Annotated in this window: 19 protein-coding genes and 1 riboswitch; of the genes, 8 read left to right on the forward strand and 11 right to left on the reverse strand. The window is 54.4% G+C overall.

What is annotated here, in order from left to right; all coding sequences use genetic code 11:
• Positions 1–8 precede the first annotated feature (8 nt).
• Both PLU01S_RS19355 and PLU01S_RS19360 read right to left on the reverse strand, forming a co-directional pair.
• Positions 9–1,316, reverse strand: a complete 1,308-nt coding sequence (locus tag PLU01S_RS19355) for a glycoside hydrolase family 5 protein (RefSeq protein ID WP_074829357.1) — start codon at positions 1,314–1,316, stop codon at positions 9–11.
• Positions 1,317–1,799: 483 nt separating this feature from the next.
• A riboswitch (Fluoride riboswitch) is annotated at positions 1,800–1,861 on the reverse strand.
• 43 nt (positions 1,862–1,904) lie between these two features.
• Positions 1,905–2,795, reverse strand: a complete 891-nt coding sequence (locus PLU01S_RS19360) for a class A beta-lactamase LUT-3 (RefSeq protein WP_063860829.1) — start codon at positions 2,793–2,795, stop codon at positions 1,905–1,907.
• A 312-nt stretch (positions 2,796–3,107) separates the two neighbouring features.
• Between PLU01S_RS19360 and PLU01S_RS19365 the strand changes: the two genes are divergently transcribed.
• Genes PLU01S_RS19365 through PLU01S_RS19375 form a run of 3 tightly spaced genes read left to right on the forward strand, consistent with a single transcriptional unit; the run spans position 3,108 to position 6,179 of the window.
• Positions 3,108–4,127 (forward strand): 2-hydroxyacid dehydrogenase, encoded by a 1,020-nt coding sequence (locus PLU01S_RS19365; protein WP_074829354.1) that lies wholly within the window; start codon positions 3,108–3,110, stop codon positions 4,125–4,127.
• A gap of 12 nt (positions 4,128–4,139) precedes the next feature.
• Positions 4,140–5,759, forward strand: coding sequence for an L-lactate permease (locus PLU01S_RS19370; RefSeq protein WP_074829351.1), 1,620 nt, complete (start codon positions 4,140–4,142; stop codon positions 5,757–5,759).
• 60 nt (positions 5,760–5,819) lie between these two features.
• Positions 5,820–6,179 (forward strand): DUF5064 family protein, encoded by a 360-nt coding sequence (locus PLU01S_RS19375; RefSeq protein ID WP_010798610.1) that lies wholly within the window; start codon positions 5,820–5,822, stop codon positions 6,177–6,179.
• Between the two features lie 95 nt (positions 6,180–6,274).
• On the opposite strand, the gene PLU01S_RS19380 is transcribed toward PLU01S_RS19375, so the two are convergent.
• Complete coding sequence (locus PLU01S_RS19380) at positions 6,275–6,526, reverse strand: hypothetical protein (RefSeq protein WP_010798611.1); 252 nt, start codon at positions 6,524–6,526, stop codon at positions 6,275–6,277.
• 322 nt (positions 6,527–6,848) lie between these two features.
• On the opposite strand from PLU01S_RS19380, the gene PLU01S_RS19385 reads away from it, so the two are divergent.
• On the forward strand, positions 6,849–7,682 hold the full coding sequence (locus PLU01S_RS19385) for an isocitrate lyase/PEP mutase family protein (protein WP_074829348.1): 834 nt from the start codon (positions 6,849–6,851) through the stop codon (positions 7,680–7,682).
• A 6-nt stretch (positions 7,683–7,688) separates the two neighbouring features.
• On the opposite strand, the gene PLU01S_RS19390 is transcribed toward PLU01S_RS19385, so the two are convergent.
• The gene (locus PLU01S_RS19390; protein ID WP_074829344.1) at positions 7,689–8,069 is read right to left on the reverse strand and encodes a hypothetical protein; all 381 of its coding nucleotides are present in this window, start codon (positions 8,067–8,069) and stop codon (positions 7,689–7,691) included.
• A 190-nt stretch (positions 8,070–8,259) separates the two neighbouring features.
• Complete coding sequence (locus PLU01S_RS19395; protein WP_074829341.1) at positions 8,260–9,159, reverse strand: LysR family transcriptional regulator; 900 nt, start codon at positions 9,157–9,159, stop codon at positions 8,260–8,262.
• Positions 9,160–9,327: 168 nt separating this feature from the next.
• Between PLU01S_RS19395 and PLU01S_RS19400 the strand changes: the two genes are divergently transcribed.
• Both PLU01S_RS19400 and PLU01S_RS19405 read left to right on the forward strand, forming a co-directional pair.
• Positions 9,328–10,488: an aspartate aminotransferase family protein gene (locus tag PLU01S_RS19400; RefSeq protein WP_376748356.1), complete on the forward strand. Its 1,161-nt coding sequence runs from the start codon at positions 9,328–9,330 to the stop codon at positions 10,486–10,488.
• A 2-nt stretch (positions 10,489–10,490) separates the two neighbouring features.
• A complete protein-coding gene (locus tag PLU01S_RS19405; RefSeq protein ID WP_074829334.1) occupies positions 10,491–11,243 on the forward strand; it encodes an SDR family NAD(P)-dependent oxidoreductase in 753 nt (250 codons plus the stop codon).
• Between the two features lie 152 nt (positions 11,244–11,395).
• Here the strand turns inward: PLU01S_RS19405 and PLU01S_RS19410 are convergent, their stop codons facing one another.
• On the reverse strand, positions 11,396–12,592 hold the full coding sequence (locus PLU01S_RS19410; protein ID WP_074829333.1) for an MFS transporter: 1,197 nt from the start codon (positions 12,590–12,592) through the stop codon (positions 11,396–11,398).
• Between the two features lie 87 nt (positions 12,593–12,679).
• Between PLU01S_RS19410 and PLU01S_RS19415 the strand changes: the two genes are divergently transcribed.
• Entirely contained in the window at positions 12,680–13,177 is a 498-nt protein-coding gene (locus PLU01S_RS19415; RefSeq protein WP_074829331.1) for a MarR family winged helix-turn-helix transcriptional regulator, read from the forward strand.
• Positions 13,178–13,311: 134 nt separating this feature from the next.
• Complete coding sequence (alaC, locus tag PLU01S_RS19420; protein WP_074829328.1) at positions 13,312–14,547, forward strand: alanine transaminase; 1,236 nt, start codon at positions 13,312–13,314, stop codon at positions 14,545–14,547.
• Positions 14,548–14,591: 44 nt separating this feature from the next.
• On the opposite strand, the gene ddlA is transcribed toward alaC, so the two are convergent.
• The 5 genes from ddlA to PLU01S_RS26220 all read right to left on the reverse strand — a co-directional run bounded on the left by ddlA (position 14,592) and on the right by PLU01S_RS26220 (position 20,327).
• Entirely contained in the window at positions 14,592–15,686 is a 1,095-nt protein-coding gene (gene ddlA, locus PLU01S_RS19425; protein WP_074829326.1) for a D-alanine--D-alanine ligase, read from the reverse strand.
• A gap of 135 nt (positions 15,687–15,821) precedes the next feature.
• Positions 15,822–16,013: a hypothetical protein gene (locus PLU01S_RS19430; protein WP_139208918.1), complete on the reverse strand. Its 192-nt coding sequence runs from the start codon at positions 16,011–16,013 to the stop codon at positions 15,822–15,824.
• A 373-nt stretch (positions 16,014–16,386) separates the two neighbouring features.
• Positions 16,387–18,156: a D-lactate dehydrogenase gene (dld, locus tag PLU01S_RS19435; RefSeq protein ID WP_083397983.1), complete on the reverse strand. Its 1,770-nt coding sequence runs from the start codon at positions 18,154–18,156 to the stop codon at positions 16,387–16,389.
• A 370-nt stretch (positions 18,157–18,526) separates the two neighbouring features.
• On the reverse strand, positions 18,527–20,200 hold the full coding sequence (locus PLU01S_RS19440) for a glycoside hydrolase family 15 protein (protein ID WP_233432236.1): 1,674 nt from the start codon (positions 20,198–20,200) through the stop codon (positions 18,527–18,529).
• Positions 20,178–20,327: a hypothetical protein gene (locus PLU01S_RS26220; protein WP_233432235.1), complete on the reverse strand. Its 150-nt coding sequence runs from the start codon at positions 20,325–20,327 to the stop codon at positions 20,178–20,180. Before PLU01S_RS26220 ends, PLU01S_RS19440 begins: the two co-directional genes overlap by 23 nt.
• Between the last annotated feature and the right edge of the window lie 3 nt (positions 20,328–20,330).

Here is a 20,330-nt window from a genome sequence, read left to right on the forward strand (position 1 = left end):
CTTCTGCTTTACCAATGCCACCAATAGGCGTGCGTGTTTGTCTTTACCTGGCAGATTGGAAGCCATGATGTCAGTGCAAACTGACAAACGAATGGCTTAGGTAGGGGAGCCGGTGCAGGCTGAGGTACTGGCGCGGGCCCAGGTACGGGCTGCGGTTGTGGAGCCGGTACTGGCTGTGGAATGGGCACGGGCTTTGGTTGAGGTTGCGGCTCAGGCTTGGGTTGGGGCACGGGCGGAGCTGGGCTTGCCGCTTTTTGTGGCCCAATAGACACACACGAATTACTAGTCTCCACGTATTTACGCAAGATCGGCCATTGGATGCGGTCCTTGCCGTCAACAGGCTCCACACTCAATACATAGTCGTCACCCCATCCTGGCCCGGCAGCCCAGACAGAAGCAGGGATACAATTTTCAGCGAGGTACTTGAGAGTATTGTCGAGCGCAGGTAACCAGGCAGGATTATTGTTCGGAACACCGATTTCTCCCAGATAGCCTTTCTTGTTGTTGGCTTTCAACCACTCTACAAACGGCCTGACCCGATTGACACCAACCATAGGATCATTCATCCCCGCATCCCGAGGATTGGTGTAAGTGCCAGAGTTGTTATCGTCCAGGTAGGTATGCGCTGAATAAAGAATCTTGTCGGCCGGATCCTTGACGGAAAGCAGACCTGCACTTGAAGACGACGACCATAGCCAGGCACTGGAGAAGTTTTCACCTTCCACCAATATGTAATGGGTATTATCGATGCGGCGAATACCATCGATACCCGCCTGCATGATAGACGCCACCTTACCCGACGTCGCATAGGGTTCATTCATCACGTCATAGGCAAACAAGGCAGGATGACTTCCCCATGCCATTGCCATTCGATACGTGACATCACGAAACGCGTCCAATGGGACGTTTCGACTGCCAATCAGCTGATTCTTGTACCGTGCAAAGTTATGCAGGTCCAGAATAACCCGCATATTGTATTTGTGGGCGTAGTCCAGCGTCTGGGTTACAAGCCCAGCATAAGTTGGATCAAACGATGCGTAGGTGGTTTTCTGCAAACGTTCCCATAGGATGGGGAAACGAATGGTCTTTATGCCCTTTGCGCTCCACGCCTTGAAATACTGCTCCGTAGGAAAGATGTAGTTAACGCCATTAGCGCCCGGCAGCACCTCGGCTGCAAAACTTGCACCCGACATGTTCAGACTTACCAGGTCGATGCCTGCTTCGGCCGTTGACAACGCGGATAACAATCCAGCAGCCAGCACTACCTTTATGGCGGCCACGGCAAAACCTCGAGGCTTTAAGATCGCACCCTTCATAGCAGCTTCCTTGCATGAGTTGATGTCTCCCTTCCCGCCTCTGTGTAAACAGAATGCGGAGGTAAAGGCCTCTCCAGCGCAGCGCAGGAAGGCCAGAAAGAACTATACGCGCTACGTTTGAAATCAAAGTGATAGCAGCGTCATAGTTATTTAGCTTTCACGATATGCCTCATGAGATTTGACGCAATCTTGTGCGCCAGATGTACTTTTAGGTTCAGGCGAAGCCGGCCTAGAAGATTGATCACACCTCCACGTGCGACATTCTCTGAATAGCGTACCGATGCTCCGGAACCCAGACCGGTCGTGAATAGCGTTCCAATGGGAAGGAGGGAAACATTCCATTCAGCGTTACACCAAGCCAAAAGTGCAACGCGCAGCCAGGAGAGCTACTGGTTACAACGGCGGGAAAAGCAACGTACATGATTGACCTTTCCTGATGTGGGCGGAAAGGTACAGGCACATGCCTACGAACCCTTCTAGACAGGGTTCTTAGGCATCATTAGCCCAAGAGCAGTTAAAGGAGAAATACCATCTCCTGTACACCAGTTTAACTACCCGCTGCGCATGAGCGTAGCGTATGGGCTGGAATCAGCCTGTCACCCATTCAGCCACAATGCGCGCCGCATCGGCCAGCACGTCATTGCGCGCTTCCGCCTGCTGGTTTTCAAGAGCGGAATAGAGAGCCAGCACAACGGGTGCACGGCGAGGCGGCCAGAGGATAGCCACGTCGTTGGCCGAGCCGTAATCACCCGTACCTGTCTTATCGCCTACCTGCCAGCCAGCCGGTACCCCGGCCCGGATACGCTTGCCACCTGTGGTATTGCCTTTCAACCACGCCTGCAACTGATGCTGTTTATCCGCAGCCAGCATGTCACCCAATGCCAGACGTTGCAGGCTCATTGCCATGGCCTGAGGGGTACTCGTATCACGAGGATCTCCCGGAATAGCCGAATTGAGTTCGGTTTCCCACCGATCGAGGCGAAAATGCGTATCGCCTATCGAACGGGCAAATGCGGTGACCGCTTCAGGGCCCCCCAGCTTTTTCATGAGCACATTGGCCGCGGTGTTATCACTGTACTGAATGCCTGCGGCGCACAATTCGGCAACGGTCATCCCAGTGGAAACGTGCTTTTCCGTCACGGGAGAGTATGTGACCAGATCGGCCCGGGTGTACATGAGCCGTTCTTCGAGGAGCCCCGGTTCGTCTTGGCTTCGGGCGAGAAACGCTGAAGCGAGCATGACCTTGAACGTGCTGTTCATGGCAAACCGCTCATTGGCGCGATAGCCCAGCTGTGCTCCATTTGCGGTATCGATGGCGCATACTCCAAGCCGTCCGTTCAGCTTCTGCTCCAACTTAGCCAGCCGATCTTGAAAGGAAGCATCATCCCGATTAGCGCCAGCCAGCGTACCTAGCGAATAAGACGCAGACACCACAGCGCTAGCCAATAAAAACGTTCGACGGTTCAGGATGACATTCATGGCGCGGGCTCGTAATCGACTATGTAGGAAAACAACCTGCTGGTTACAGACGTCACGTCGCCTGTAACCAGTAGGGAAACGGTGCAAGCGTAGCGCTGATGGAAGTCGGCTTACCAGCACAAGCTTTCTCAGGATGTTTGCACAATTCGCAATTTTCGTGCTCAGGCTCAGTGAACCCCACGTTGAAGTAGCAGCCTAGACGGTTTCGTCTAGGCTTGGGGTATCTGTCTCAGATGTGGGCATTGCCATACTGGCCGTGCAGTAGCGGACGTCGGACGACCATTTCGTTCTTTTGTGACTTGAGGAGATCGCATGAAAATCACTGTTTTCAGCGCCCAGCCCTACGATCAGCGGTTTCTTGACGAAGCCAATAGACACCATTTCGCCCATCACAACTTCGAGTTCACCTATCAAAATGTCCCGCTCTCGCTTCAAACCGTTGCGCTCGCGCAGGGCAGCGACGCCATTTGCACCTTCGTCAACGATCAACTCGATGCGCCTGTTCTCGAAACACTCAAGGAATATGGGGTCAATGCGATTCTCCTGCGTTGTGCAGGTTTTAATAATGTAGACCTCGACGCTGCCGAGCGACTAGGGCTCTTTGTTGCGCGTGTCCCTGCCTATTCACCCGAAGCAGTGGCCGAGCACACCATTGCGCTTATCCTTACGCTTAACCGGCATACGCATCGGGCTTATAACCGCGTCCGCGAAGGCAATTTCATGCTGGAGGGGCTGCTGGGGTTTACGCTGCATGGCAAAACGGTCGGGGTTATCGGCACCGGCAAAATCGGTTTGGCAACGGCCCGCATCCTGAAAGGATTTGGCTGTCGCCTGCTGGGATACGATCCCATGCCTGCGCCTGAATTCAAGACGCTTGGGGATTTCGTTGACCTCGACATGCTACTGGCACAATCGGACATCGTGACGTTGCACTGCCCCTTGATGGACGCAACCCGTCACATCATCAATGAACGCACCTTGGCCGAGATGAAGCCCGGCGCCATGCTCGTCAATACCTCCCGCGGCGGACTGGTGGACACGGCCGCTGTTATAGAGGCACTGAAGAGCCGTCAGTTAGGCGCCCTGGCCATTGATGTGTATGAGCAGGAAAGTTTCCTCTTCTTCCATGATCGCTCATCCGACATCATTGATGACGATATCTTCCAGCGGCTGATGACCTTTCCCAATGTAATTGTGACCGGACACCAGGGCTTCTTTACCGTCGAAGCGCTACGCGAGATTTCCGAAGTAACACTGCGTAATCTGGAATGCCTGGTGAACGGGACAGCATGCTCCAATGTGCTGATCAATAGGGATCCGGCCGGCCGCTAAGGGAGCCCCGTCATGTGGCAACAACTATACGACCCGCTTGGTAACGCCTATCTCTCGGCTTTGGTGGCCGCGGTTCCCATCTTGTTCTTTCTGGCAGCACTGACGCTTCTCAAGTTGAAAGGGCTGACCGCCTCCCTGTTGACCCTGGGCATTGCCGTGGTCTCCTCTCTGTTTCTGTTCGGCATGCCCCTTGGCAAAATCCTGAGCGCCGCACTGTTGGGCATCGCCAACGGTTTATGGCCGATTGGCTATATCGTGCTGATGGCGGTGTGGCTTTACAAACTGGCAGTCAAGAGCGGCAAGTTTGATGTCATCCGTGGCAGTATTGCCACCATTTCTGAAGATCAGCGCATTCAGGTCATCTTGATTGCGTTCTGCTTTGGTGGCTTTCTCGAGGGTGCTGCAGGCTTTGGTGTACCTATTGCCATCTGCGCGGCGCTTCTGGTCGAGTTGGGTTTCAAGCCGCTCAAGGCTGCCATGCTGTGCCTGCTGGCCAATGCTGCGGCTGGCGCCTATGGCGCCATCGGAATCCCGGTAATTGTTGGCGCGCAACAAGGCTCTGTGCCGCTGGATGACATGGCGCTGATGATGATCGCCATTGTTCAGCCAGCCACCCTGCTTATTCCGACGCTCTTGATCCTGGTACTGGATGGGTTGCGTGGCATCCGTGAAACCTGGCCGGTCCTTTTGTTGATCGGCGTGCTCTTCAGTGGTCTGCAGACGCTTACGCTGTATCTGCTAGGACCGGAGCTGGTGGATATCATCGCTCCGCTTGTATCCATGGGGGCCCTTGCGCTGTTCATGCAGGTCTGGCAGCCCAGCCGTATCTATCGCGAGTCTGACGCACCGCCACGCTCTACACAGCGTTGGTCTCTGATGCAGGTTCTGGCAGCCTGGTCGCCTTTTTATATTCTGACCGGAATCGTGCTGCTGTGGAGCCTGCCCGCATTCAAATCGCTGTTTGCAGCGCAGGGCCCGCTAGCGGCCAGCGTGCTCAAATTGAATGCCCCGTTTCTTCATCAGCAGATCGAAGAAATTCCACCAATTGCCGCTGTAGCTCATACCTTACCCGCTACCTGGAGCGTTGCGCTAATCAGCGCGCCGGGAACAGCCATTCTACTTTCAGTACTGTTAACCACACTGCTTTCTCCTACGCTTTCATGGCAGGGTGCAGGCGAGCAGTTGAAACAGACCATAAAAGAGCTGTGGCGTCCCTTGATCATGATCTGCCTCATCATGGGTGTTGCTTATATCGCCAATTTTTCAGGTGCCTCTTCTACCATCGGGCTTGCCTTGGCAGAAACCGGAAGCATCTTTCCACTGCTTTCTCCTGCTATCGGCTGGCTGGGCGTTTTTATCACCGGCTCGGTGGTCAACAACAACACGCTGTTTGCCCATCTGCAATCAGTGACAGCGCTTCAGATTGGCACCAGCCAGGCACTGCTTGTCGCCGCCAATACCAGCGGCGGCGTGATGGCCAAGCTGATTTCACCACAGTCAATCGCCATTGCCGCAGCCGCCGTGGATCAGGTAGGCGCTGAATCTTCGATTATGAGAATGGTGCTTCAGTACAGCCTGGCACTGTTGGCGTATGTTTGCGTCTGGACATTCATACTGTCGCTGCTGATTTGACGGTTACATCACCCACCAGCAGCGTTGAAACGTTAGTGATCATTCTTCAGGAGTTTGCTCATGTTCGTGCCCGGCCGCATCGAAGTCGATCAGGTTGCCAATGGATACCTTCCTGCCATGCATTTGCTGCTGGAATATACGGTCGACCCTGTTTCCTCAAACCAGCATGCTCACTTTCATCTCTCAGGCCACGTGGGCCAACGTGCGGTAGAAGAAAAGTTTTCCATGCACCGAGACGAAGCCTATAACTTCCTGGCGGAAATTGATCATCGCCTGCGCCGCTATGGTGTGCCTCTACCCAAGGCGAGCGTCTTTACGCATCACGAGGATTACGACCAGATGTTTGAAGATTTAAGAGGAAAACTGCATACCCAGCCGGGAGACCCCATAGATCTCGACCGGTTGGTAGGTGGTGAGTAAGCTTTCAGGGAGCGTTTAACAGCTCCAGCTTTATCGCCTGTCCGAGTCGATGCCTGCCTGAGCTCTAGAACTCAGGCGCATGAGGCGGACTTTTATTACTGCTTGATACGCTCAAGAATCTGATTGGTCGTTGCGATGGCTTGCTTGTTGTTCTTTTCAACATCTTCACGAATCAACATAGCCAGAACGGTCAGAATGGAGGACCGACAGATCTGAGACATCTCGCCTGACTCTTCCATCAGCAGGCGATAGAGAATCGATGAGGCAAGCTTACGGTCATAGGGTGGCAGTGAGTCGCTGCTGGCTAAAAGGGTAAGCTCTTCATTAAGCACGGCGTAGGCGTCCATTCGGCATATCCATAATGTTGAGCCTGGGCGCGGCTCTGATAAAAATACCCTGAAAGTGAGATCCTGACGATGGATCCCTGTACGCGAGCTTTGAAACACGACGTTTAAAAGAGTTTAGTGCCAGCTGTCGCTTCCATAGGCCATTGATGAGATTAGTCGACTCCGTCTCAATTCAGTTCAGGAAATCGCATCCCTTGTTTCCGCTGACAGACGGCGGTCTGCTCCAGCAATGACTGCGTCAAGATGCAGGACCCGGTTTGACTGCACGTCGTCAAAGCAGCTGCAAGAATTACCTGACTATTGAGCCTGAAAGGACCTAGCCATGGATGTTTTCGAGAAAGCGGCACTCTTCAAGAAGCTTCATACGTATGATCAACCGCTGATCCTGCCCAATCCATGGGATGCCGGTAGCGCCCGCATATTGAGCCGGCTTGGCTTCGAGGCCTTGGCAACGACCAGCGCAGGATTGGCCTTCAGCCTGGGACGCCAGGATGCACGCGGGAGCCTTTCCCGTGATTGCGTGTTGGCCAATGCGGAAAGTATCGTTCTGGCAACCGACCTGCCGGTCAGCGCAGACCTGGAAAACGGCTTTGGTGACTCGCCAGAAGCAGTGAGCGAAACGATACAGCGGGCGGCTGAAATAGGACTGGCAGGCGGCTCGATCGAGGATGCCACCGGCAACGCAAGCTCGCCTCTCTACGACTTCAACCATGCGGTGGAGCGTATCGCGGCTGCAGCTGAAGCCGTGAAGGAGCTGGGTTACCCTTTCATGCTGGTCGCACGTGCTGAGACCTATACCTGTGGTGGTGCAAGCCTCGATGATACGGTGCGGCGTCTCCAAGCCTACGAAGCAGCAGGAGCAGATGTCTTGTATGCGCCCGGGCTGCCTGATCTGGAAGCCATACGGCTGGTTTGCGAGTCCGTATCCAAGCCAGTCAATGTTGTGATGGGCCTGTCTGGAGCGAACTATAGCGTGAGTGAGCTGGCCGAAGCGGGAGTCAAACGGATAAGTCTGGGTAGCTCATTGGCGCGAGCGGCATGGAGTGGATTTATCGCAGCGGCATTGGAAGCTCGCGATGAAGGCACATTCGGCTTTGCCGAAAGCGCCGTTTCTTTCGCAGAAATCAACAGCTGGATGAACAGAGACGGAGAGTAAAACGCATCATCCTACTGAAGGTACCTCATTGCTTCCAGGCTGGCCCATCAATTGCCCAACCAGGGCACGTGCCAGCTTGAGGCATTCGAGGGCCGCCTGCTCCAGTGTTTCCTGACCGGAAAAAGAGGAAGCATCGATCAGCGTCATGGCAGCATCAAGCATCTGGGCCTGATTGGAAAACTCGCTCCTCAGCTCTGTATCTGAAAGATCAGTCATTAAATTGGCGTCTGCCGCTTGGCCATCTGCACGTCCATCATTGGACGCGTGCTCCCTCAGGATCAGATTGATGAACGCATATTCATCCTTTGTAAGATCAAAAGCGCTACCCTCCTGCTGTGCAGCAGGATTTAGCAATCTGTTCGCCGTGCCTGTATAACGTGTTTTCATGATTGATCGTGATGAACTACATCTGAATGTTCAGTATCAATTCGCTCGACCAGTGCTGTTGACAAGTCATTAAGCACATGATCCACCTTTTATACGTATCGGTTATCGAGGCGTTAACTTAAGGGCAGCAAGATAAAAGCAACAGTTGTGCCAGTTAGCAACAGCTATGTTTGAGCGGAGAGCAGCATCCTTACCTAAATGTCTCTAACGCATAATCAACAAAACTGCGGAGTTTGGGTGAGCGATAACGGTCCTGGGAATAGACTAGGTGCATGGGCCTGCTGGGCAATTGATAATGGTCCAGCAGCTTGACCAACCTGCCCTGCTGCAGATCTTGCCACACCAGGACGTTAGGTAGCATAACGATCCCGATCCCACTGAGCGCGGCCTGCCGAAGCCCCTGGGCACTGTTGACTATGACACGGCCACTGATATCGATGGAAACCTCGCCTTCCGGTCCGCTCAAGCACCAACGCTTTTCGGTCCATCGCCACTCCGTGCCGGCAGGATAGGCGAAGGACAAGCATTCATGGTGGGAAAGCTCTTCCGGCCGCTCTGGGTAACCATGCCGCTGTAGATACTCAGGCGATGCACATATCGTCAGGCCATAGTCCATCAGTGGTCGGGCAATGAGCCGTGACGCATCCAGCGTGCCCAGGCGAATGGCGACATCGAAACCCTCCTCAACCAGATCGACCACTCGATCCGTTAATACCACGTCGAGCCTGATTTCTGGGTACTGGGCCAGATAGTCTGCCAAGGCAGGCATCAGGCATTCCGAGCCAAACGTGGGCGGTGCCGTGAGACGTAAGACTCCATGAGGGTTAGCCTGCGCCTGCTCAGCCAGACGCTCCGAATCGGCTACGAGACCCAGCACCTCGACGCACCGCTGATAATAGACCGACCCGAACTCTGTCAGGCTTTGCCGCCGAGTAGTCCTGCGCAAAAGACTCATGCCGAGGCGCTTCTCCAACGCGCGGAGATGGTTGCCGACCATCGTAGTGGACAATCCACACTGCTCACCTGCTGCAGTCATGCTGCCACTTTCGACTACACGTACAAATACCGTCATAGCTTGATAAAGATCCATTTTAAAGCCTGGGTTCAAAGTGATAGAATAATCATAGCGTTTATCTCATATTGCTACATAAAGATACTCATGCCTTCTCTAATAGGAGGCTTTATGACAGCTATCTCTTCAACCTCTACCTTCGGATTTGCCCAGACGTCTGCGTTTACAGGCTCATCCCTGCCCTTGATGCAGACATATAGCCCGCTGACGGTCAGCTTTGTAAGGGGCAAGGGAACGCGACTTTGGGATCGGCAAGGAACCGAATATCTAGATGCCGTTGCGGGTGTTGCAGTAACCAATATAGGTCACTCCCACACGCGGATTACCCAAGTCATTCAGGAGCAGGCCGACCTGCTGATGCACACCTCCAATCACTACAGCATTACCTGGCAGCACGAGTTGGCCGAGCGTCTGACACAACTTACGGGTATGCAGCGCGTGTTCTTTGGCAATTCGGGCTCGGAGGCCAACGAGGCCGCTTTTAAACTTGCCCGTCGGTATGCTCAGCATAAAGGCGTCCTAACACCCAAGGTGGTCGTGATGGAAAATGCATTTCATGGACGCTCGCTCGCCATGATATCCGCCAGCGATAGCCCTAGTGTTCGCAACGGCTTCGGGCCGTTGATCAACGACTTTGTCAGGATACCGTTTGGTGACTTGGACGCACTTGACGCCGTAACCCAACGGTACGGTGACCAGATTGTAGCATTGCTGGTTGAGCCCATTCAGGGAGAAGCCGGCGTGATAGCGCCACCCGTGGGTTACCTTACCCCGTTACGTACGCATTGCACGCGCAACGGCTGGTTGCTCATGCTGGATGAAATTCAGAGCGGCATGGGTCGTACAGGTGCCTGGTTCGCCTATCAACATGAAGGCATCCAACCCGACGTCGTTACACTCGCCAAAGCGCTTGCCAATGGCTTGCCTATTGGCGCTTGCCTGGCAGCCGGCATTGCTGCCGATCTTTTCACACCAGGAAGCCATGGCAGTACCTTTGGTGGAAATCCGCTCGTATGTCGAGTGGGATGTGCGGTGCTGGATGTTATCAAGGAAGAAGGCTTGGTCCTGCATGCGGCACAACGGGGTACACAACTCAAGGACCGCCTCGAGAACCGCTTGAGCCACCTCCCACAGGTTCAGGCAATACGCGGCCATGGTCTCCTGCTGGGCATTCAGTTGAATAAGCCCTGCCGATCATTGATGCAACGGGCGCTTGACCGGCATCGGTTGCTAATCAATGTCACACGGGAAAATACTATTCGCCTGTTACCGCCATTGATCATCAGCGAAGCGGAAGTCGACACGCTTGCGGACGCCATACACGATCTGGTTAGCCAGGAGTGGTAATCATGGATATCTGTCTTGATGACAAGACGGCGCTGGTCACGGGTGCAAGCGCTGGCATAGGGGCTGGTATTGCAAAGCTGTTGGCTGCCGAGGGTGTCAATCTCGTTCTGCTTGCCAGGTATACGGAGCGGTTGCAGGCCGTCGCTTGTGAGGCGTCCATGCTGGGCGCCCCTACCGTAAAGCTTCTTACAGGGGACCTGGCTGACGAAGATGCGTTGCACAGTATGCTTGAAGCGATCGAAGGCAGCGTCATTGATATTCTGGTCAATGCCGCAGGCGCCTCGCGTCCTGTCGCATTGATGGCAAGCGAAGAGGAGTGGCGCCAAGCCTTTCTGCTCAATTTCATTGCAGCCCGGCGGCTGACTCATGCCGTACTTCCCGCTATGCAGAATAGACGTTGGGGTCGGATCATTTCAATCAGCGGGTCCATGGAGCCGCGCAGCTTGAACGCGGCGAGCGCAGCCAAAGGTGCTCTACATCTCTGGTCGAAGGGACTTTCCTGTGAGGTCGCCACGCAAGGCATTACCGTCAACTGTATTGCACCGGGTCGAATCCATAGCAGGCAGGTCATAACCCAGCTGCACCCTTCTGCTGAAGCCAGGGCCGATTCCGTTCAGCGTCATATTCCGGCCGGTTATTTTGGCGAGCCTGAAGACGTTGCTGCATTGGTCGCGTTTCTCGCCTCACCACTGGCACGCTACATCACCGGCGCGGTTATTCCGGTAGATGGCGGTATGCATTATTTTGCACACTGACATACGAACCCTATCTGATTTTATCTCCAGAGGGTCCAGAAAGGCTTCGTTGCCACTGCCACGCAGCCGCTCGACTCAAACCGGGATGCGAGTCAGCTACCCTAAATGGAAAGGCGGTCGGTGCTCGACCAGACTGACCGCCAAGGTAGCACCTAGCGAGGCTGTAAACGCCAGCTATGAGACTCGAACTGAGCGGCAGGCTTAAAACGCATCACGATTGCCATCAGCACCACAATACCGAATGCCATCAGCAGCCATGCCTGGGAAAGATTGGTTGAGTGTTCTCGTATCAACCCCGCCAGGAAGGGCATACCGCTGGCAATGATGTAACCGCCCCCCTGTACGAACCCCATCAACGCGCCAGCGCCTTTGGCATCGCTGACGTGATCCATAGTCACGATCAGGGAGAGCGGAAACAGTGCGCCGATTCCGATACCGAGCAATACGGCGGCGGGAATGGCCATTGACAAGGGCGCGATCACGAGTCCTGCCAACCCCGCCAATATCAGCAGCAACATACCTAATAACGGAACACGCCGATCAGGAAAGCGGCCGATGAACATTGATACGGAAAGCCCTGCTGCTACTTCCGTTAGCGTCAGTGCGCCGAGCAGATAGCCGCTGTCAGCTGCAGACCACCCCAACTGAACATAGAACGGCGGGAGCCAGGCGAGTACCAATGTATACGCACCAGTACCGATACCAAAAGCCGCCATCAGCAACCAGGCTCTACCGGCACCCAACGGGAGCCGGACGGGCGCGGTGGCGGCTGGTGCAGTTTCATGTGAGGCAGTCTGCCTCCACGCCAGCGCACCCAGGACTGCAGGAACGGACCACAGGGCAAAAGTGATTTCCCAATTACCGGTGATCTGTGTTAGCGGCGACGCTGACGCTGCAGCAAGCGCGGCCCCACCCATGATACCGGTGGTGTAAAGGCCCATCAGCATACCTACACGGGTAGGAAAGTGACGTTTGATATAAGCGGGCAGTAGCGCCTGTACCAACGCGATGCCCAGCCCTGCAAGCATGGCCGTCAGGACAAGCCCGGTTGTCGAAGGCAGCAGCCAGCGTAATACACCTGCCAGCGCAATCGCCGTTACGCCAGCCATAACCCCTTTATATTCACCCAAAAGCACCTGAAGCCGAGAACCAAACAAGGCACCCACGCCCATTGCGAATACGGGCAATGTCGTCAGCAGACCTGCCGAAGCATTGGTAAGCCCAGTCGTATGCTGGATTTCATCGAGCAATGGTCCAATCGCAGCCAGGATGGGCCTTAGGTTAAGGCTGACCAGCATCAGGGCCAACACTACTGGCCAGGTTCTATAGGTGTGGTTCGGGGCAGTCATGCACAACTCCTTTTTGATTGTCTGGATTGACCTCTCTATAATTACCTTAATGCAAAGTATCTTAACGTCAAGATATGAGGATAAAATATGACTGATCGAGCCCTGCTTGCTGCTCAGCAGTGGAAAACCCAACGGCCGGATATAGACCCCTTCCCCATGCAGGTCCTGGGGAGATTTGGTGAACTTGCCCAGCTGATTACGCGGGATTACATCAATCCCTTCTTTGCCCGCTATGAATTGCATCCCGGGGAGTTTGATGTATTGGCCACCCTGCGGCGCTCGGGAGAGCCATTTGCATTGACGCCAACGGCGCTTTATGAGGCGGCAATGATCTCTTCAGGTGGCATGACCAACCGCCTGGATCGTCTGGAGCGCGCCGAATTGATAGAACGGCGCAAACACCCCTCTGACCGCCGCGGTACACTGGTCGCCTTGACAGACAAAGGGCGAATGCTGATCGATGAGATGCTGGCGCCACATGTTGAAAACGAGCGCCAGGTATTGGCCGCACTGACCGCTGCAGAACAGCATCAACTGGATCAGCTCCTGGGCAAGCTGATCACAGGCCTTTCGAAGGGTGTGTAATACAGAAGGTCATTAAATAAAAAGAAAACTGTCTATGCCGCTTCGCTTTTCTCTCGGCTACAGTCATGTCACGTCACATGCTGTGACCTGCGTCGCTCGGACGGTTCCGGGCGCTTACGTCTATCGAGGAAAACATGGCTGACTCCAGCTCCATGCGTCGCTTCACGCGTATTGATCGTCTCCCCCCTTACGTTTTCAACATTACCGCTGAACTCAAGCTGGCCGCTCGCCGTCGTGGCGAGGACATCATCGACCTGAGCATGGGTAATCCGGACGGCGCCACACCGCCTCACATTGTGGAAAAGCTGTGCCAGGTCGCCCAGCGTGAAGACACTCACGGCTACTCCAGCTCCAAAGGCATTCCTCGCCTGCGCCGCGCCATCTCGTGCTGGTATCAGGATCGTTATTCAGTCGAAATTGATCCGGAGTCCGAAGCCATCGTCACGATTGGGTCAAAGGAAGGTCTCGCCCATCTTATGCTGGCAACCCTGGACGCCGGCGACACGGTACTGGTACCCAACCCCAGCTATCCGATTCATATCTATGGTGCTGTTATTGCAGGTGCCCAGGTACGCTCCGTACCGCTGGTACCGGGTATGGATTTTTTTGCCGAGCTTGAGCGGGCTATTCGCGAAAGTATTCCCAAGCCAAAGATGATGATCCTGGGGTTTCCATCCAATCCCACAGCTCAATGCGTTGAGCTTGAGTTTTTCGAGCGTGTCATCGGCCTGGCCAAGCAATACAACGTTCTGGTCGTTCACGACCTTGCCTATGCCGACATCGTGTTCGACGGCTGGAAGGCACCGTCCATCATGCAAGTACCGGGTGCCAAGGACATCGCCGTCGAGTTCTTCACTCTGTCCAAAAGCTACAACATGGCCGGCTGGCGAATCGGCTTCATGGTAGGCAACCCCGAGTTGGTCAACGCGCTCGCGCGTATCAAGAGCTACCATGATTACGGGACATTTACCCCATTACAGGTAGCTGCGATTGCGGCATTGGAAGGCGATCAGCAATGCGTTCGTGACATTGCTACGCAGTACCAGCAACGTCGAGATGTGCTGGTGAAAGGTCTCCATGAAGCGGGCTGGATGGTTGAGAATCCAAAGGCATCGATGTATGTCTGGGCTAAAATTCCTGAAGTCTATGCGCACCTGGGCTCGCTTGAATTTGCCAAGAAGCTGCTGGCGGATGCCAAGGTATCGGTCTCACCCGGGATTGGATTTGGAGACTACGGCGATGACCATGTCCGTTTCGCGTTGATTGAAAACCAGGACCGTATTCGTCAGGCCGTGCGGGGTATCAAGGCCATGTTCCGGGCCGACGGCATCCTTGCCAAACCCGCGGCTCAAAAGACTGTAAGACTGTAAGGCTGAACAAAGGCTAAGGCAGACTGCCTTAGCCTTCTTCTCGACTAACGTGAATGCTTAAGTGCACGCTCCTGGGCATGACGCTCCTGCGCCAGCTCAATCAACCGAGTGATCAAATCCTGATAAGACAGCCCGCTAGCCTCCCAGAGCTTGGGATACATGCTGATATTGGTAAAGCCCGGGAGGGTATTGACCTCATTGATCAAGACCTCGCCACTGGCTGTCAGAAACACATCGACCCTTGCCAGTCCTGAACATCCCAGCACTTTGAATGCGTCCAACGCCAGTGAGCGTATGCGCTCGCTGATCGCAGATGGTAGATCCGCCGGGACGTTGACCTCAGCCGCTGCGTCATCAATATATTTAGTGTCGTATGAGTAGAAACCACTGTGCACAACGATTTCTCCGCACGCACTGGCGACCGGCTCATCGTTTCCGAGAACTGCACACTCGATTTCACGCCCCTTGACGGACTGCTCCACCAACACTTTGGTGTCGTAGGCAAATGCCTGAGCCATTGCATCAAGGTATTCGGCTTCCGTTTCTGCCTTGCTGACACCTACGGACGAACCTTGATTGGCAGGTTTGACGAACACCGGCGTCCCTAACGCTGCGGTGACCTCACTGAATGAAGTGCGGGCAGCGGTCAGGCGGCTGAACGTTAGGAAAGGAGTAATCGGTAAACCCGCATCGCGCAATAGCCGCTTGGTAACATCCTTATCCATGCAGACAGCAGACCCCAGCACGCCAGACCCCACGAAAGGCAGATCGGCCATGCGGAGAAGCCCTTGGAGAGAGCCGTCTTCGCCCAAGGGGCCGTGCACAATCGGGAAAATGACATCAATTTGCCCCAGCGCCAGGGCAGAAGAGGTTTCAATCAGTTGCTGCTCACGCTGTCCTGGCACAAGGGCCAAGGCTCGATTGGACCGATTGAGTGCAATGAGCGCGGGGTTCTCAGCATGAAGCAGATAATCGGACGCATCATTGAGATGCCATCGGCCTTCCTTGTCGATTCCGATAAGAATGACCTCGAATTTCGCCTTGTCGATGGCGTCGACAATATTTTTGGCGGATTGTAAGGAAACCTCATGCTCCGAAGAGCGACCGCCAAAGATGACCCCTACTCGCGTCTTGCTCACGACCCTGCTCCTCAAGCGTTATACGCAGCCATAGGATACAGGGCAGAAGCGATTTGAAAATCGGTGCTATTGAATTATCGATTAGAAAACTGATTACGCGAACCAGAATCGCCCAGCCTGAATAAAACGCAGTTGTCAGGCACTAACGCCCTGATGCTGCCATTCGGCTTCAAGCTGAGCCTCCAGCAAACTCAAGGTATTATAGGCTTCCGAGTAATCCAGAAAAGTTTTCTGGACGAGCAGGCGGGCCTGGTCTACCTTTGTCTGGTACTGACGAATTTCCTTCTGCAGCTCTACGAGCCGTCTCGCCTTATCTCTTTCCGCCACGCCATCACCCTCCATGAGACCTGAAAAGAGGCGGGCTATTATGTGCTGCAGATCACATTACGGAAATGCCGCCTGTCTATCTTTTTAGACCATTCAGCGGCTTTATCATTGACTAAAATCAAAATGATATCTAGCGACATGGCTACGGTCTTTTACCTTTTCTAAAGTAAAAACAGACATACCAAGCCTAAGTCTTTGTTCTTGATGATCGGAGACCTACTGGTAAGCCGTCATGCTTCCTTCATCGCGCATTCATCATTTCTTAACATTCGATACGTAACATTTATTTCGACCGCTTTAGTTTCCCCACGGTTACCCGTTCTAAGGCGGTCATTTATTCTCTTCGCCTGATTTAACTCAGCATCTAATTTCGTTACTCAATCACCCTTCCCGCCTGTACTCCCGGCTCTGCCCAATGGCTGCACTTGCTGGTGTGTCCGATGCCTGGGTTGAAGCTATTGCATGGATCGAGCTTGCGGTAGAACGCTTTTAGGCCCGGCTTGGCATGGTAGAGATGGCCCACGTTGTGTTCTGCCGGATACTCTGCACCGCGCTGATCCAGTAAGTCCCACATGCGATGCTCAATCGCCAGACAGTCATTACCTTTCTTGACGATGTAATCCTGATGGAAAACATGGCAGAAGAAATGACCGTAGTACAGCTTATGGACAAGCTTGCCATCGAGGTCAGCGGGAAGCGTTTCGAACCACTCCCGGTCATTGCGTCTCAATGCAATGTCCAGCGCCACGATGTCTTCCACCTCCTTAGGGTGAACGTCCCGATAACGTATCGCTGCGCTGGCAGCGGCAAAGCGATGCAGGAACGCCTTGCGCCCCTCCTCAGCGGTACACCTGAAATAGGCACCACGGGCTTGACCGAAAAAGCTGTCCAGGTAACGCTGCGTCTCATCGATCAAAGGGCCCGCGACCTTGAGTATCAAATGATGCTCATACTGATCCCGATACGCTTTCATTCGCTTGGGCAGATGGCTTGGGAACAACCGGCTCAGTGCCTGCAGAACCCGGTCACCCAAGTGCGATGGTAGAAAGCTGAAGCGATTGAATACCTCATCGAAACGGCTCTTGAGCGAGAACAACTTGGGCAGCCGTTCGGTGCCCAGGCGGTCGATGATGAGAAAAGTGTCTTTACCGTAGGCTTCTGCGACATCGAAGGCATCCCGATGCATGTACTCACCGGCAATGGGTAATTGCGGAAAGTTGGCGAGCATATGCCGCCGGATTTCCGTAAGGTCGGCGGTATCGTTAGTGCCGATATAGAAAACCGCGGTATCTTTCTCGATGGGAAAGGTATCCAGCCGAACCGCAAAAACAGCCAGCTTTCCTGCGCTGCCAGAAGCCTCGTACAAGCGGCTCGTGTCGGCGTTGAAGCGCGCCGGGGTATCGGCATCTACCTCCCGCACATGGCTGGTGTAGCCCTTGTCAGAACCGGCCCCTGCGTCACGTTCGATGTCGGCTTCACTGTACTGGTGATTATCCAGCCGCGTCAGGATTTCCTCCGGCGTACTGCCTAGCGCAACACCAAGGTGATTGACCAGATGAAGCTCACCACGCTCATCCAGACGTGCATAAAGCGCCATCTGGGTATACGCCGGGCCGCGCTGGATGAGCGAACCGCCTGAATTATTACAGACACCACCCAGCACGGACGCACCGATGCAAGAGGAGCCAATCACCGAATGAGGCTCCCGGCCGTGAACTTTCAGCTCTCGCTCCAGCTGATCAAGGGTGGACCCAGGAAAACAGATCACCTGGTCTCCATTCATGATCAGCTGGATCTTCTTCATGCGCATGGTATTGATGAGCACAATGTCACGGTCGTAATCGTTGCCGTCGGGCGTTGATCCGCCTGTAAGCCCTGTATTGGCCGCCTGCATGATGATAATCGTATTGGCTTTCACACACGCCTTGACCACCTCCCACTGTTCCAGAAGCGAACCTGGCTGAACGACGGCAATCGCATCACCCGTACCAAAGCGATACCCGCTGCGAAATCGCTTTGTGCGAGAGGGGTCGGTCAATACGTGCTGAGGGCCGACCACCCCTTTCAAATGGTGAATAAGCGCTTCCCTGTCACGGGCAATGGCGTCGTCTACAGCAAGAGCGACGGGCGATGACGCGTGCATAAGAACTCCAAAGGCAGTAGCTAAAGATTGGCTTCTTCCATGGTAGACCTGGCCTACCCGCGCTTCCACCCACTCGCGGCGAAGGTCTAATTCCAGTAGAAACTGCCGTTATCCACCAGAGAAGAAGAAATAATCTGGTAATTGTCAGGCTTTGCGATTTGAAGTCGAGATCTTCAAGAAAACGTTAATTACAGGTTTGAACGGGTATAAGGCCACTTAGGAAGAAAAATATCTAGAGTCGCTACAAAACCTGACTTTTAGTCAGGCCTGTGCAGGCAAACGCAGGCTTGATATCTATTAACTCTGCTATTCCCAATCCCTAGCATCGTCTGTCTGCGCTCATTAGAGAGGTTTTGTTAACCGCTCTTACTCAGGACTCGGTCTTAGCAGGGTCATCAACGGCCAGAATGGCATGGATCATGGCAAGATGACTTAAACCTTGAGGGAAGTTGCCCAGTGCTTCGCCGGTCTGGGGGTCCATCATCTCAGTCATCAACCCCACCCCGTTGGTTGATACCTTCAGCACGTCCTCCATCAATGCCTTGGCGCGCTCGTTGTCACCCAGCACAGCATAAGCTTCAACCAGCCAGAACGAACAGGCCAGAAACGCGCCCTCTTCTTTCTCCGCACCGCTATAGCGATACACCAGCGGGCCGCGCGCCAGTTCACGATGGATTGCTTCACACGTGGTGATCAACCGCTGCTTGCTCTCAAAGCCGAAGCGAATAGCAAGCAAGAGACCGGCGTCCAGCTTGTCAGTACCGGCATAGAAGGTGTAAGCCTGCTTGGCCTCGGACCAGCAATGTTCATCAATCCAGTCACGGACACGGTCACGCTCACGCTCCCAGCGCTTTTGCATCGTATTGGGAATGTGACCCTTTTCTGCCAACTTGACTGCTCGATCCAAGGCAAACCAGCAGCCTAACTTGGACATGGTGTAATGCTGCTCTTCTTCCAGCTCCCACATCCCGGCGTCCTTGCAACGCCATTGATCAGCGCAGAGATTGGCCAGCTCGACCAGCATTCCGGCGGTATTAAAATCCAGGATATGACCGCCCTCCACATACATGAGGATGGTTTCTAAAAGATCGCCATACAGGCTCAGCTGGCATTGATAACTTGCTCGGTTGCCTACTCGAACAGGGCTGGACTTTCGATAGCCCGGCACATTGATCACCCGTTCTTCCGGTGCCTTATCGCCCTCCAGAGTAAAGCAGGTGTGTAGACGGTGGCCGTGCCGGCGGATGACGTTCTGCAACCACGCCAGCGCAGCCTGTGCTTCTGCCATGGCACCAATGCGCAGGAATGCTTTGATGGTAAACACCGCATCTCGTACCCATGCATAGCGGTACTCGTAATTCTTGTCGCCTCCCAATCTTTCAGGCAGCCCACACGTAGGTGCCGCCACGATAGCGCCACTTGGCGAATACAAGAGGAGTTTTAGCGCCAGAGCCGAACGAATGACTGCTTCCTTGAACACCCCCTGGTATTGCAGACCTTCAGCCCATTCCCGCCACGCCATGTCACTGCGATCAATACGCTTGTCGACTTCCTCAAGTGTTGGCACAGCCAACGGCTCATTCTCGGCCGCCATCAGCGCCAATACGGTACGGTCCCCTTGTTTCAACGTAACGCGTGCACGCACCAGCCGGTCGGTACATTCATCAATCACCACCTCATCGCCGTAGCACAGCATGGCCATCAGACCATCGATATGCATCACTTCACCGTTCGGTGTCTGGCGAATCCACGGTGAGATGGTCTGGCCTCGCGTACCAGGCACTAACTCGATACTAAGCGTTACCTCACCCTGTACGCCCTCAATACGTCGCCCTAGCTCGGACCAGGGCAACCGGCCAGCAGATCCACTGTTAAGCGACTCGGTCAGGCGGACCTGACCCGAGTCGGTCTCAAACAACGTCTCCAGTACATTGCTGCTTTGCAGATAGGCACGTCGGGCTGTGTAAGGTTGGACAGGGGTAATCGAAAAATAACCACCGCTGGGAGCATCCAGCAGACGATCAAACAGAGGGGGTGAGTCCATATTGGGGACACCACCAATCGATGGAGCCGTCAGTCGCTACCAGAGCGACCGAGCGGCCATCACTTAACGCAGCATAATTTTCCAGGGGCGCGTACCCCTCAATGCGGTGCGTCTCGAACGTCTGCATGAT

It is taken from the genome of Pseudomonas luteola NBRC 103146 (assembly GCF_002091675.1).
GTDB lineage: Bacteria > Pseudomonadota > Gammaproteobacteria > Pseudomonadales > Pseudomonadaceae > Chryseomonas > Chryseomonas luteola.